Origin of the sequence: Cedecea neteri (genome assembly GCF_000757825.1) — a bacterium.
GTDB classification, from domain to species: Bacteria; Pseudomonadota; Gammaproteobacteria; order Enterobacterales; family Enterobacteriaceae; genus Cedecea; species Cedecea selenatireducens.
The window spans coordinates 1,689,817-1,702,370 of sequence record NZ_CP009451.1 but is presented as its reverse complement, the minus strand read 5'-3'; the positions used below and the strand labels follow the sequence as shown (position 1 = coordinate 1,702,370).

Here is a 12,554-nt window from a genome sequence, read left to right as displayed (position 1 = left end):
AGGCTGGCAGTTAAAACTGCCAGGAATGCTATCCGTCATCATGGGATGTATGAAAAATAGCCTGTGGCCGGAGGGTATAATCCGGCACAGATTTTATTCCTCACTGTTCTCCGGTCCCGGTTAAAATCTGTAAAGGCTAAATGCTTTAGGATCCAGTACAGGCGTGTCCCCCAGCAGAATATCTGCGGCAATAGAGGCGGAAACAGGGCTTTCAGTCATCCCCCAGCTTGTGGCCGTGTTAACCACCAGCCCCGGGCATTCTTGAACGGCAGAAATAATAGGTGACTCATCCGGCGCGACGGCCATAGCGCCACTCCATCGGTCAATCACTGTCGAATGGTTAAAAGCAGGAAACTCTGCCCTTAGTCGGGCAAGTGACCTGTCTAAATCTTTGACATCCGGCAAGGCAACCATATCCCTGTTGCTCTCGAAGGGCGATATTTCATCCAGCTTCCAGTTCTTTTTTTGCTTAAATGAGTTGAGCAATTGCTCGTTAATTGACAGATGGACTGCGGCATCGGGCTGAGCCAGCAGGGGCAGATATTTATAGCCATATTTAAATGAGTCTTCGACGATAGGGATGACCTCAATGCGAGGCGAGGTAGCATAGGTTCCATCAGCCTGTTCGCGGAAAAACAGATTACCCGGTAAGGCAACATTCCCGCCAGGCAGCCCTACTGTGCCTGAAATCAATTGCTGAGACTGATATGCCGGCAGCGTTTCCAGGTCCACGCCGAGGTTTTGCATAAATAAACGGGACCATGCCCCACCGCAGAGTACAACGCGAGCTGTTTTTATCGAGCCTTTTTCGGTGACCACATCGGAAACAGCACCGCCCTGGGTTTCAATCCCCCGGGCGGCACACTGCGTATAAATTCTGATCCCAAGTCTTTTGGCATACTCGGCAATCTTGAAGGTCGCAATTTCAGGATCGAGGCTGCCGGAATCCTCTTCAAAACCTGCCACCTTCCAGGTTGAAACAGCTCCGGTCAGACGCCGTTTTAACTCATTGCCCTCGATAATTCTGGTTTGAAGAGGATTCGTGCCGCCGACTTCTTCCTTCTTCCGGGCAATCCACTTCGTCACATTATCTAAGTCGTCGTCGTCAAAGGGGACTTCAACTCGCCCCTGGGTTCGGTAGCTGGTATCTGCCCCGATCATGGCATTCATCTCACGCCAATGCTGTTTCCCCAGATGATGGAGCATGAATGTCTGGCCTTCCATTTTATAGGTAATAAGCTGGCCATAAAAACGAGATGATTGCTCCCCTGCAATATTGCCTTTCTCCAGAATAACAACGGATAATCCTTTTTTGGTCAGATTTATCGCTGTCATAATCCCGAGTATGCCCGCGCCAATGACGACGACATCCGCTGCCTTTGGAATATTACCTTCTGTGCCCGAAACAAAACCATATCTTGGTTTGCCTGCGACCAGTCTTCCCTCTTGTTTGAGCATGGGGGGAAGGACTCCGGCTACCGCACCTGCAGCGCATATAGCCCCCCCGCCTAATATTAATTTTCTCCTGCTTATATTCATACATCCGCCTTAGCAAGGTTGCTTTAGAGTTTAATAAGTTAATTTTGTTATTAATAAATAAAATCCGCCCGCATATGAATGCAATTATATAAACAGGCGGGCAGTTTTATTTTTTAACGTCATCTCGCCATGATTGCGTGGTGGGGGTATAAACTACCTTAAGCGTTCCGGAGTAACGCCCCTGGCTCTTTGATGATATTTTGAACTCCGGCACTCTGAAGGTTAATGGTGCCGGCACGCATTGAGCCAGGCCGTTTACGCCAGGCAGATTAACCAGTTTAGTTTTAACTTTCCCTTCATCTGCACTTACGCCGGTCCAGATAATTGGCACGCCATTTTTAACTGTTTGCGCCCCGCCTGTAAGGGGGTTGATAACAGAAAGATTGTAATCAAGCCGTTTGTCAGGATCTGTGGATGCACCCGGCGCGTATATTGAAAACTCTCCGGTTTTTCTTCCCGGGGCCTGTTTTCCTTCATCCGTGAATAACAGACTTATCTGGTTTGAACTTGAGTTGCTCCCATCGTATAAACACATATCTATTGTCCTGTGTGCATCAGCCATGGCCGTGCGATCGCCAAATTTTTTTATTCTTAGCCCAAGGTCAACTAAGGGCGTTGATGCGCCATATTCAGGGAAATAAATTTGCTGTGTGCCATAGTCGGTTATTGTTAGCGATATAGTTGAATTCCATGAGCCAAATCTGCTGCCGCTACATCCCTGACTCGCCTGATTTTTCCCCGGAGCTGGACAATCTTTAACCCATTTAGTCAGATACATTATTAAATGTGCATTCCATGTCCCCGGAGTTAGCTTTAAAAGCTCCGAGCGATTTATCTTCAGTGAGAATGTAATAGGGTTGTCAGAAGTATAAGTCGTGGCATTCCAGAGGCTTACTTTAAGTAAAGAGGGGATTCTCTTTGCACCATCGAGCGTTAAATCTACAGTCTTTCCGGCCTTCTCATTACTGAAACGCAATACTAATTTTCCATCGAAAAGAGGGCCAGTTTTTCCATTACCCCAATATGGATTTGTTGGGCATGATCCGTTTGAAGGATCGGTACGCGTATAACAAGTTAAAGTATTATTTCTATTTTTATTAACCTCAGCGCTATTGGCGCTTCCGCCTGGGGAGGACATGCCACCAAAAACATTATCAAAGATAATTACTGAGTTTGGTAGCGATGCTTTATCCATTGTGACTTCGACATTAAAGTCATGCGAGGAAGGCGCTATTTCATCGGCCCGCAGTGTAGGCGTGTACAGACCATAAAATATCGTTGTAGACATCAAGAATATGAACTTGATAAAAGAGTTCGAGAGAATTTCAGGTGTTTGCTTTTTGTGGGGTTCTAAAATAAGGCACATTAAGCACTACTCCTTGTTCATAGCCGTGGATTTGGTCTGTTGCGTCATTCCTGCGGTCATTAACTCAGCCTGTTTTTGTTCGGCTGCAGGTAAACTTGCCAGCTCTGTGCGTTGGCATGATGTTGTCCCCACATAGCGAATAACATCCCGCACCACGCTAACGTTCATTCTGCATTGCCAGTAAGCGTTGTCTTTCATTACGTAAAGGGTCTTAATATTGCTTGCTGTCTCAAGCGTAAAGTTGCCCCTACCTAAAGGTGTCCATGACATAACATTTAATGGAATGGCCCCTTCCAGCGGCCGCCTGTCGTTATCCATTAATCTGCCAAGCCATGTATAACGGGCATCGACTTTCACTTCTCTGTTAAATGTCTTTCCCGGTGTCATAAAGACTTTTCTTGCACCCGTTCCTTTGCTTATCTCACTGCTTATACCTGCGGTGGAGGCCTGTGACTCAGTGACATCAATCGTGCTTTCCCTGTAACCGGGAACGGTAAAGAGCGCCCGGCTGTTGCTCTGGACGTCACTTCTGCCGCTGTTATCTACTGACACATTCACGCGTGACTTTTCTGGCTCGCTGTCTTGTTCCACATTGACGGTTATTGCCGAAGATGGGGCTCCACCGCTCCAGCGGCCGACAACAAACCCTTGCCGATCGAGGATCAGTGACGAGCTGTAATTGCCGCTGCTATTGAGAATGTGCCCGCTTGTCGTGCGATCCCATGCATCACTTAGGGTCAGTGAGCCCGTGCCGTACTGGCCTCCCATACGCCCATAAACTGAAGACGTAACGTTATCGGTGTTCACGCCATTGAGTGATATACCCGTCTCATTTTCACCGCTCTCATCGCCATATTGGCTATAGGCTGCGTTATACCCGAGTTGGGTATTACCTTGTTTACTGGCCTGCCAGCTAGCTCCCCCAGAGAATGAACGGCGCTTTCCGCCCACGTCATTCCGGCTGCCGGAGAAAGATAATGTGATAAAGATGCCTTTGTCCTGAGCGTTAAACGCGCTTTCATTTCTTATAAAAGCATTCAGGCTGGAGGTGAGGTTGATATCACGGATGTTAAAAGTACGTGTGACACCCGCTTGCCAGGTCCTGCTGCGGGAATGGGTCTGATAAATCTTTTCCCATGGAACACCCGCCGGGTTATGGGGATCATAATCGACCAAATCCCTGCGGTAGACATAGCGGCCCTGATTACTGTTAAGCGAATAACCCAGCGTGCCGTACCATTTTTCAAGCGGGACTGAAAGCATCACATTTGTACTTTTATAGCAGCCGTTAAAACTGTACCGGTGCAGCCCCTGGGCGTTACATTGAGCTGCACTCATCGCACTACGATAAAAGCTCAGGGAAAACCCATCGTTGTAATTGAGTTGCTGAATATTGCCTCTTGATCCTTCGCTACCGTGCAGATAGCTCGCTCTTGACGTCAAAAGACCGTCCAGCCAGACCGAGTCAAAACCATGTGACCAGTCAATAGCGCCCTCCCAGTAGCTGGCGCTATTAAACAGTGCCGTACCGGCAGTCAGGGCAGTATTGTTATTTATCGGTAATTTGAGCCCGGCCTGAATAACCTGCTTGTCGGTGTCGTTTTCAGGCGTGTCATCCGTATCCGGTGAACCCGCCTGGACAAACCACTGCGGGGTGATGGATGAAAAACCGCCCAGGCCGGTATAAGGCACCGTCTCGGTCCTTACCAGTTGATTATCCTCATATACCCGGAGGGTTAATGTGTAGCTGCCCATCGGGAATGAACGGGTGTCGAGTTCCTGTGGTCCGGACTTTAAATAGAATGAAGCGAGTAGCTGACGATCTCTGTAAGCATCAACTCTTGCCTCTCTGGACAGAAAAATATTGACCGGTGTACCGGAGGAGACATTATCCATATTGACCCAGGCGAGGGTGGAGCCGACTCGTATCCCACGCATTTTCCCCAGCGGCAACTGGCTAAGGTTGATATTCCCACCGCTGTTACTGAAAACATCCCGCGAATCCATAACGCCGGCCTGCATATAAAACCGCTTTAAAAAATCTTGCCTGAAGTAGGCATTATTGATGGCGGTATCATGGGTGCTTTCCTTGCCCGAACGTTGTCCCTGCCAGTTCCAGTCAACATTCAGGTAACCATTGTCGGTAATACCCAGTGAACCATTGCCCTGCACAGAAGCTGACTGATAGTGCCTGTCTGTCACAAAATTAATATTTTGCTGGTGAATAAAAGCATTGCGACTTTCTACGCTGGAAACGTAATAAATATTCTTCTGCTTTTTTTCCGGGAGATAGTGGCTACTTATAAACAGGATAGTCCTGGCATTATTTTCGTCATAGATAATGTCGGCAGAATCCGTTTTGAGAAAGTCGCACCCAGGCGTGCCGCCACTGCTGCTGCATGAAAGCTTGCTGTTACGGTTGAAACGTTTTTTTAGTTCTTTATGCAGCATTGCGTTGAGGTCAGGATTATCCGGATATATTTTATTGATGGCGGAAGCGACCGCGTCGGGTTGTAAAAACTGGACGCTTTCGAGGTCTACATGAGTCTGGAAAACCCCCAGAGGCTGACCATAGATATAAACATCGGTGAGAACCGTCTGTCCCCTGGCTAGTTCCTCAAAACCCTGTGGGATGCGCATGGATGCATGAAGCGTGCATGATGCTGAATAAGCGAAAAATAAAAAGAAAACAGGTAAAGACCGCATGTTCATCCCTGAACTCCTATCAGAAATGACAGGGTTGGCACCCTGTCATTTGAGTTGGCTAATTACTTATTTCCACCTGGCTTTTCTGCTGGGGCAGTGGCCTGCGTGACCACCATGCTTACGATCCCAGTGTAAGAACCCGCTGCCGTTACTGGCCCTGGATTGTCCTGTGCAATCACCAGAGGCATGGTTGAAGAACCGTTAGCAATCCCGCTCGGGAAGGCAGTGGCGTATTCCAGAGTGATAGGGGTGGTAGACAATTTTGTACCGTTAACAGACACGCTTAATGGAATAGCATTGCTGCCATTAGCATCTGTCAGGGCGGGGGTATTCGCCAGGCTGACGCTGAGTGCTTTATCTTCTTTATTCGACCAGAATTTAATATTTTCTTTATGTGCCGCAAGTCCTTTCCCCGGCAGATATTGCATCGCAACGGAAGAAGGGAGAGGAGAGCCATCAGCATTGGTAACGTCAACCGTCGGGTCAATATCTGCTGTTACTGTAATATCTCTTTGTACAGCATTAGCGCAAAAAGTGGTTGCCAGAATACCGCCTAAGCAGAGCAGGTTAAGTTTGTTTTTCATTGAACATTCCTTTTGTTGTTTTCCCGTTTCCGGGAAGGGTTAATTCGTCTGCGATGCAGACAATGGAGCTTCTTCCATTTTTTTAGTAATCCAGTTGAAATATTTAATTCGATATGTTTTCGAGTGTGAGAAGGTCATCTTCGGAATGTCTACTTCCATATCCGGATAGACGGTGACGATTTTTTTTGTCCATTGGCACTGGCCATCCCGATGACACTCTCCCACCTCTTTGACAGGAATACGGATGCTTCCATCATTAAAAACCTTGCCGTTTTTTGGATTTATCTTTAGGCTCGCGGTCACACTTTTAGGCGCAACGTGGATCAATGCTCCCCAGACAATATTCACGCCAACGTTGGCGTTGTTGCTGCCTTTTCCATATTTGTCTTGATCCAAAAAATTGTTTTCATTTACGCTTTCAAAATAAGCTCGCCATGTGGTTTCCTTTTGTGGCGGCTCGACGGAAACAAGTCTCACAACTCTCTCACTGGCTGAAGACAGGGCTATTTTTCGTGGCGTAATAATGAGTCCCGCAGGATTGTCGGCCAACGTTTCTTTCTCACTCTCTTCCTTTGTGCCAGGGTTAAGCACTTGCTTGAGGCTTACTCTAATAAACTGAACATCAGTATCCTGAGATATTACTTTTATTTTTGATGTGCCATTCATCCCTACGGAAACCTCCATGGGGTAGACATACATGGCAGCATTTACCCTACTGATAACGGACGCTAACGACAGGATAATAATGGATGCTGAACAAATAAAAATGTTCTTCATAGGTATTTCGTCCCTGTTAAAAATTAGCTCTTTCCATGATGGATAAATATGGATTTCGTTGAGAAACTAAGCAGATTCTAGAGGACAAATTGACAGCGATCAAGTATTTTGATCGCCAAAACCGATCGGTTACATATTCCTAAATAGGTAAAACCTATCAATCAGGAGGTGTGATCGATATGTTTTTTGGTTTTTTAGTCTTATAAATCATAAGAATTTTTGGTTGATGATAAGGATTATCTAATATGAATTTGACGGTTTATCCAAATAAAGATGCCTATTTCAATATAGGATTGAAGTACGTTTTAAGTCTGTTTAAGGAGTGTGATTACAGCTGTGAAAATATCATTTTTTTAAACCTTTCAACATGGTCTGTGAAACAGTTAGTGGTCAATGATTGGGTTGGTTGTAATATGGAGGAAAGAACCGTGATAATATCGCAGCCCAATCTTCTACCGCTTGCCAACTATTTTTCTGGCTTGCGGGGTAACACTTGCGTTGTCAGCCTTGATAATATAAAGTTAACGAGAAAAAATGCGGGTAACATTGCCAATGAACTGTCTTTTAAATCCTTTAGAAGAAATAGTGTTACATTCACAAAGAAAGAGTATCAAATATTAAAAAACTTACTGGTTAATATTCCTTTAGGGCTGGAAGCCTTTCAGTTAGGGGTGTCAACAAAAACGGTTTATAGTTTGAGAAGAAATGTTGCAAATAAGCTAAGTATCAGAAATATAAGGGATGTTTTGTTTTGGTGACTGCCTTTATTTCTGATTAATGGCATGTTTATTTATTTGTATCCTTAGCTCTTTAACTATAAAGGCACCTTTCTATTTTATGATGTAGAAAGGTGTTTTCATTTATCTGGATATTGCTTTTAGTTATGTGTGTTTATGATGTATTAACCCATGATTTTTTGTTTTTTATATAGTGCGTGCGCGATCTTGATAAATTTTATAAGATGTGTTTTATTGCATTGTGAACGCGATTTTTTTGGTTAGTAGAATGGGTTTTTATTTTAAAGGTGATGTTGTAAAGCACCTCATGCTGTAGGTGTCTGAGTTTAATGTATGATTTGACCTTCTGGTTTTGCTCTTTTTTACTGTATCGTTGCTTAATTATCCGTTAATTTAATGTTGGTTTTTGTTAATCTTATGAGTTAGATGGGGGTCATACGCGGGAAGCTCATTTATCACGCTGATTCTTTCCCACTAACACAGATGAGTACTTTACGCAGACACTCTCCAGATCCTTATTTGTCTGATGTTCAACAAATGCCAGTGAGGCACAAACAAAAATAAGTTATTTACTTGCGCCCTGAAATACGGTGAACAAAGACTGTTTATTGCCCGCTGATAAGGATTTTTGAGAGTGACAACGCCCGTGTATCACGTCAACTCCGAATGTACTCTGCAATAGGTTAATTAACAAAAATTATCCTGCTTATGCTTTAAATTGCGCTCAGTATAACCCTGCATTTTAAATGGGAACTAAACAATGAATATGCAATGCGGTAAACCGTTAATAAGTTACATTTCTCTACATAAAAATTACAAAAACTCATTTTCCACCATTTTGAAATGAGGGCTTCTAGTGTTTGGGGAGTGATTATTTATGCGCGGTAAAAGGATTGTTATTTAGTCAGGCATAACGGCATTCGGTTCTCCATGTAAACTTCACCGTTGCTTAACTGCCTGGGCTCTTACTGCAGAAATGACTTGATGAAGGTATGCCAAAGTTTTTGCCGCAATGGGGGCAAAAGCCACATTGCGATCTGAATCTCGGGCGTTGGCCGCGTATGAAAATAACTCATCCCTGAGTAGGTAGGTTCAACTTAGCAGGCCATCTCCGGGAATGTGGCAAGCACAAAGCGGAGTACCTGGTCGCCAGCCAGTGACGCATAGGGCAGGCTTTCTATAACGGCAATGGGGCGTTGTTCTCCGACGGTAGCCCTGATTTCATCGAGCTTGTATTGAATGTGCGGCGCAACCAGAAAACCATCAAATGCAGGCTGGACGCTGGCAAAGTTATCCAGCCCCACGGCGCTGACCAGCAGCTTATAACCTTCCTCGTCCGCTACTTTCTGCATTTTTTTCGCCAGAGAACCGGCCGTGTTCCCGAACAAGCAACATATGAGTAACTTTTTCATGAGTATGTCCTCTTGATAACTGAGGCATACACTATGCCTGGTGTTAACCATAAAGTGTGTGTGGGTTCATATTTGCAGACAAAACTGCCAGGCATAGCGTCGGCCCAAACTGTCACCGGCGGTTCCGTTAAGCTGGGTAACATCTACGATGAGCATAAAGTTGTCTCGGTGAAAATGATCTTTGATGACAACGTCTCGAATCAGGAGTTTTTGGAACAGGCTAATGCGGATGATTATAAAGTCGCCTTTAAAGACAAGCTCACCGAGCTGGCGAATTTAATCAATAAAGGCCGCAAAGAAGACGAGAAAACAACGGCAGAAAGCCTGACGCTGACTAAAGCAGCAAAATTAGAAATCACCACCGCAGTAAGATACCGCAGCGAATATCAGCCGGTATTTACCCTGGTGCTGGGGACTAAAATGGTCGATTTACCGGTAGGCACCCATCTGTATGGAAAATCCACTGAATCTGTTGACGCCTTCCTGAAGGAACAGCAGCCACAGTTTAACGCCGCGTTGTATCTGAAAAAGTAATTCTTTCAGTCTGATAAAGCCCGTTTGAAATTAAAAGCCCCCGGAGGCAGTAACTCCCGGGGGCTTCCAATCTGCCGCAAGAAACGCTTAGCCGCGGTTTTCTTCAATATAGCCGGCAAGCGTCGCCGGGGTTTTCAGCACGTTCGCCACTTCAGTTGGTGGAATGGTGCAGCCGTACACGTCCTGCACTTCCAGTACCAGATCCACCGCCAGAATAGAGTCGAGAATATCGGACTCAATCAGCTCATCGTTAAAGCCCACTTTGCGGGACAACACTTTTTCAAACAGGGCGAGAATTTCTTGTTCCATCTTTGTTTCCTGAGTCATTAATTCGTGCGAGCCTGGGTGTCCAGCAGCTTGCGGTCGATTTTGCCGTTAGGGTTCAGCGGCAAAGCGTCTTTAATAATGATTTGCGAAGGCACCATATAAGGCGGGATCACCTTCGACAGCGACGTTTTGATGGCTTCCGGCGCCAGGCCGGTGACGCAAAACGCCGCAATACGCAGCACGCCGCCGCCGGACTTCATCAGCGGCAGCACCACGGCCTCGCTAATGCCGGACATCGCCAGCAGGCGGTTTTCAATCTCGTTAATCTCAATGCGGTAGCCGTTCAGCTTGATCTGGTTGTCGTTGCGGCCCTGGCAGTAAAGCAGCCCGTCTTCGTAGCCGAGATCGCCGGTCCGGTAGCCCCGGTATTGCTCAGTTTCGCGGTGCAGCAATTTCGCCGCGTTTTCCTGCGGCAGCCCGAGGTAACCGCGCATGACGTTTTTCCCCCAGATGATCAGCTCACCTTCCGGGGTAATTTCCATCCTCGACTCCGGCATCATGGTGCCCACCGGCAGCACGTCGTTTTCGCTGTGCAGGATCTCGTCGGTAATTTCAATCACCGTGGTGGCGATGGTCGCCTCCGTCGGGCCATAGGAATTCAGGATTTTGGCCTGCGGGAAGCGGCGGCGCAGCTGTTTTACCAGCGCCTTATTTAATACTTCGCCGATGAATACAAACACGCTCAGCTCGGGTAAATAGTCGCCGTTAAACTGCGGGGAAAGCAGTTTCTGGTAGGCAAAAGAGGGCGTGGAAACCCAGGCCGATACGCCGTTGGTTTTCAGGCGTTCAAGCCAGTTCTCAGCGGCGATGTCCTCTTTCGCATTCAGCACGATGTGCCCGCCGGTGGCGAGGTTTGCCAGCAACGGGATAAGGGAAAGGTCGAAGCTGAATACCGCGTGGTTCATCAGCACCGGCACGTCCGGCAGCGCGAAGTCCTGGCGCACCCACTGCATAAAGTGCCACAGGCTCTCGCGGCCAATCTGCACGCCCTTCGGTTTCCCGGTGCTGCCTGAAGTAAACATGATGTAGGCCAAATCTGGTTCGGCCAGCACGCTGCCCGCTTCTCCGGTCGCCACAAACTGCTTCGTGACCACATCGTAATAGTAAGGAGCGCTGGCAAGCTGGCAGATCTCTTTCAGCCGCTCCTGCGGGTAGATGCAGTCCACCGGAATGTACGGGATGTTGTGCAGCAGGCAGCTATAGATAGCCACCGCAAACTCGGCCTGCTGATGCCCGTACAAAACTACCGGCGTGCCCGCCGGCTGCTGGTGCTGCGCGTAACGCTGTGCCCAGTCGGCTGCGGCGGTAGAAAGCTGCTGCCAGGTCAGGGCGCTATCGCTGCCGCTGATGGCTAACTGGTGTGGGCGAGCGGGATCGAGTAATGCCGCTCGCAGAAAATCCTGCAGTTCATGAAGCTCGGGGTGAAGGTTCATAGAGGTGACATTCCACTAAAGATGTAGAGGGAGGCCGCGGCGCTTGCCAGCGTCAGAATTCGTCCTAAAAACGCGATAACCGGATGGCGTAACCCGTTGCTCAAAGCAGGGCTGCGTTTGGCTGACCACAGCAGCATGTTATGCGCGACGGAAATGGCGCCGAACAGCGCGCCGCTGATGACATAGTGCCGTTCAAGCCCGTTCCATGCCCCCATGCAAAAGAGCGTGCAGAAAATGCCCACGTTCTGTGCCAGAGTTTTGTTTTGACGGAAGAAATCGAGCTTCATCAGATTCATGTAAATCGGCATAAAGACCACATCGCGCAGCCATTCAGACAGGCTGATGTGGAAGCGACGCCAGAAGTCCTGCGGGTTTTTGGCCAGAATCGGCATATTGAAGTTGGCCGGAATGTTCAGGCCAAACAGACGCCCGGCGCCGATAGCCATATTGCTGTAGCCCGCAAAATCAAAATAGAGGTAGGCGCTGTAGGCCAGCGACATCACCACGCCGACGGTGAAGGTAAACGGCCGGTGGCTCCAGGACTCAATCACCAGATTGTCGAGAAGCATCGCGAATAAGAACTTCTGCACAATGCCGGTGACGATTTGCTCCACGGCCAGCAGAAACTGAGCGCGCTCAAGCCTGAACACCGGCTGGTTGATATCGTTCACCCAGGTTCTCCAGCGGTACATCGGGCCCGCGAGGATCACAAACGGCATAAACAGATAGCAGAAGTAATGCAAAAAGTTGCGGCCATCCTTTTTGCTGCGGTAGAGCAGCACGTCAATGGCGCGGAAGGTCATAAACGACAGGCCAATCATGCCCCAGTGGTTATTCAGGTGGAGTTTTACCAAAAACAGCGGCAGCAGGGTCAGGCTGACCGCCTGCCATGTCTTTAGCCAGCCTTTCTCTTTGAAGGTGACGAGAAGATAAAACGCAAAGAATACCGCTCCCGGAACAAGATAGTCGCCCTGGAAAATATATCCCCAGGCCAGCGCGGCGATGACGGAAAAAGCCGCCAGGTAGGTTAGCCGGTAATGCAATATGCGGTTAACCAGCGCAAACAGCAGCGCCGATGAAAACAGAAAGAAAAAAAATGTCCCGGAGCTATACATCATTCATCCTTCAGAATTTTTGGT

Annotated in this window: 11 protein-coding genes; 2 read left to right on the top strand and 9 right to left on the bottom strand. The window is 47.6% G+C overall.

What is annotated here, in order from left to right; translation table 11 throughout:
* Positions 1–120: 120 nt before the first annotated feature.
* The 5 genes from JT31_RS07780 to JT31_RS07760 all read right to left on the bottom strand — a co-directional run bounded on the left by JT31_RS07780 (position 121) and on the right by JT31_RS07760 (position 6,972).
* On the bottom strand, positions 121–1,539 hold the full coding sequence (locus tag JT31_RS07780; protein ID WP_038475279.1) for an NAD(P)/FAD-dependent oxidoreductase: 1,419 nt from the start codon (positions 1,537–1,539) through the stop codon (positions 121–123).
* Positions 1,540–1,645: 106 nt separating this feature from the next.
* Positions 1,646–2,905 carry a CfaE/CblD family pilus tip adhesin gene (locus tag JT31_RS07775; RefSeq protein WP_038475277.1) on the bottom strand — a complete coding sequence of 420 codons (1,260 nt, stop codon included), beginning with the start codon at positions 2,903–2,905 and terminating at the stop codon, positions 1,646–1,648.
* A gap of 6 nt (positions 2,906–2,911) precedes the next feature.
* The gene (locus JT31_RS07770) at positions 2,912–5,617 is read right to left on the bottom strand and encodes a TcfC E-set like domain-containing protein (protein WP_071842941.1); all 2,706 of its coding nucleotides are present in this window, start codon (positions 5,615–5,617) and stop codon (positions 2,912–2,914) included.
* Positions 5,618–5,673: 56 nt separating this feature from the next.
* Complete coding sequence (locus tag JT31_RS07765) at positions 5,674–6,195, bottom strand: CS1 type fimbrial major subunit (RefSeq protein ID WP_038475275.1); 522 nt, start codon at positions 6,193–6,195, stop codon at positions 5,674–5,676.
* 39 nt (positions 6,196–6,234) lie between these two features.
* Positions 6,235–6,972 (bottom strand): fimbrial protein, encoded by a 738-nt coding sequence (locus JT31_RS07760; protein WP_038475273.1) that lies wholly within the window; start codon positions 6,970–6,972, stop codon positions 6,235–6,237.
* Between the two features lie 245 nt (positions 6,973–7,217).
* On the opposite strand from JT31_RS07760, the gene JT31_RS07755 reads away from it, so the two are divergent.
* Positions 7,218–7,730: a hypothetical protein gene (locus JT31_RS07755; protein WP_038475271.1), complete on the top strand. Its 513-nt coding sequence runs from the start codon at positions 7,218–7,220 to the stop codon at positions 7,728–7,730.
* 1,076 nt (positions 7,731–8,806) lie between these two features.
* Here the strand turns inward: JT31_RS07755 and JT31_RS07750 are convergent.
* Positions 8,807–9,121, bottom strand: a complete 315-nt coding sequence (locus JT31_RS07750; protein ID WP_038475268.1) for a PTS sugar transporter subunit IIB — start codon at positions 9,119–9,121, stop codon at positions 8,807–8,809.
* A gap of 33 nt (positions 9,122–9,154) precedes the next feature.
* Between JT31_RS07750 and JT31_RS07745 the strand changes: the two genes are divergently transcribed.
* A complete protein-coding gene (locus JT31_RS07745) occupies positions 9,155–9,655 on the top strand; it encodes a hypothetical protein (protein WP_038475266.1) in 501 nt (166 codons plus the stop codon).
* 87 nt (positions 9,656–9,742) lie between these two features.
* Here JT31_RS07745 and JT31_RS07740 read toward each other — a convergent pair whose 3' ends face one another.
* From JT31_RS07740 to JT31_RS07730, 3 genes are read right to left on the bottom strand one after another with little or no spacing between them, the layout of a single operon-like run.
* Positions 9,743–9,964 (bottom strand): acyl carrier protein, encoded by a 222-nt coding sequence (locus JT31_RS07740; RefSeq protein ID WP_038475264.1) that lies wholly within the window; start codon positions 9,962–9,964, stop codon positions 9,743–9,745.
* Positions 9,965–9,981: 17 nt separating this feature from the next.
* On the bottom strand, positions 9,982–11,415 hold the full coding sequence (locus tag JT31_RS07735) for an AMP-binding protein (RefSeq protein ID WP_038475262.1): 1,434 nt from the start codon (positions 11,413–11,415) through the stop codon (positions 9,982–9,984).
* Positions 11,412–12,530: an MBOAT family O-acyltransferase gene (locus JT31_RS07730; protein WP_038475259.1), complete on the bottom strand. Its 1,119-nt coding sequence runs from the start codon at positions 12,528–12,530 to the stop codon at positions 11,412–11,414. The genes JT31_RS07735 and JT31_RS07730 overlap by 4 nt, the downstream gene beginning before the upstream one ends.
* Between the last annotated feature and the right edge of the window lie 24 nt (positions 12,531–12,554).

What these genes read in the sequence shown, in the direction of transcription:
- JT31_RS07780 (WP_038475279.1), bottom strand. Translation starts at nt 1,539, where the DNA reads ATGAATATAAGCAGGAGAAAATTAATATTAGGCGGGGGGGCTATATGC.
- JT31_RS07775 (WP_038475277.1), bottom strand. Translation starts at nt 2,905, where the DNA reads ATGTGCCTTATTTTAGAACCCCACAAAAAGCAAACACCTGAAATTCTC.
- JT31_RS07770 (WP_071842941.1), bottom strand. Translation starts at nt 5,617, where the DNA reads ATGAACATGCGGTCTTTACCTGTTTTCTTTTTATTTTTCGCTTATTCA.
- JT31_RS07765 (WP_038475275.1), bottom strand. Translation starts at nt 6,195, where the DNA reads ATGAAAAACAAACTTAACCTGCTCTGCTTAGGCGGTATTCTGGCAACC.
- JT31_RS07760 (WP_038475273.1), bottom strand. Translation starts at nt 6,972, where the DNA reads ATGAAGAACATTTTTATTTGTTCAGCATCCATTATTATCCTGTCGTTA.
- JT31_RS07755 (WP_038475271.1), top strand. Translation starts at nt 7,218, where the DNA reads ATGAATTTGACGGTTTATCCAAATAAAGATGCCTATTTCAATATAGGA.
- JT31_RS07750 (WP_038475268.1), bottom strand. Translation starts at nt 9,121, where the DNA reads ATGAAAAAGTTACTCATATGTTGCTTGTTCGGGAACACGGCCGGTTCT.
- JT31_RS07745 (WP_038475266.1), top strand. Translation starts at nt 9,155, where the DNA reads ATGCCTGGTGTTAACCATAAAGTGTGTGTGGGTTCATATTTGCAGACA.
- JT31_RS07740 (WP_038475264.1), bottom strand. Translation starts at nt 9,964, where the DNA reads ATGGAACAAGAAATTCTCGCCCTGTTTGAAAAAGTGTTGTCCCGCAAA.
- JT31_RS07735 (WP_038475262.1), bottom strand. Translation starts at nt 11,415, where the DNA reads ATGAACCTTCACCCCGAGCTTCATGAACTGCAGGATTTTCTGCGAGCG.
- JT31_RS07730 (WP_038475259.1), bottom strand. Translation starts at nt 12,530, where the DNA reads ATGTATAGCTCCGGGACATTTTTTTTCTTTCTGTTTTCATCGGCGCTG.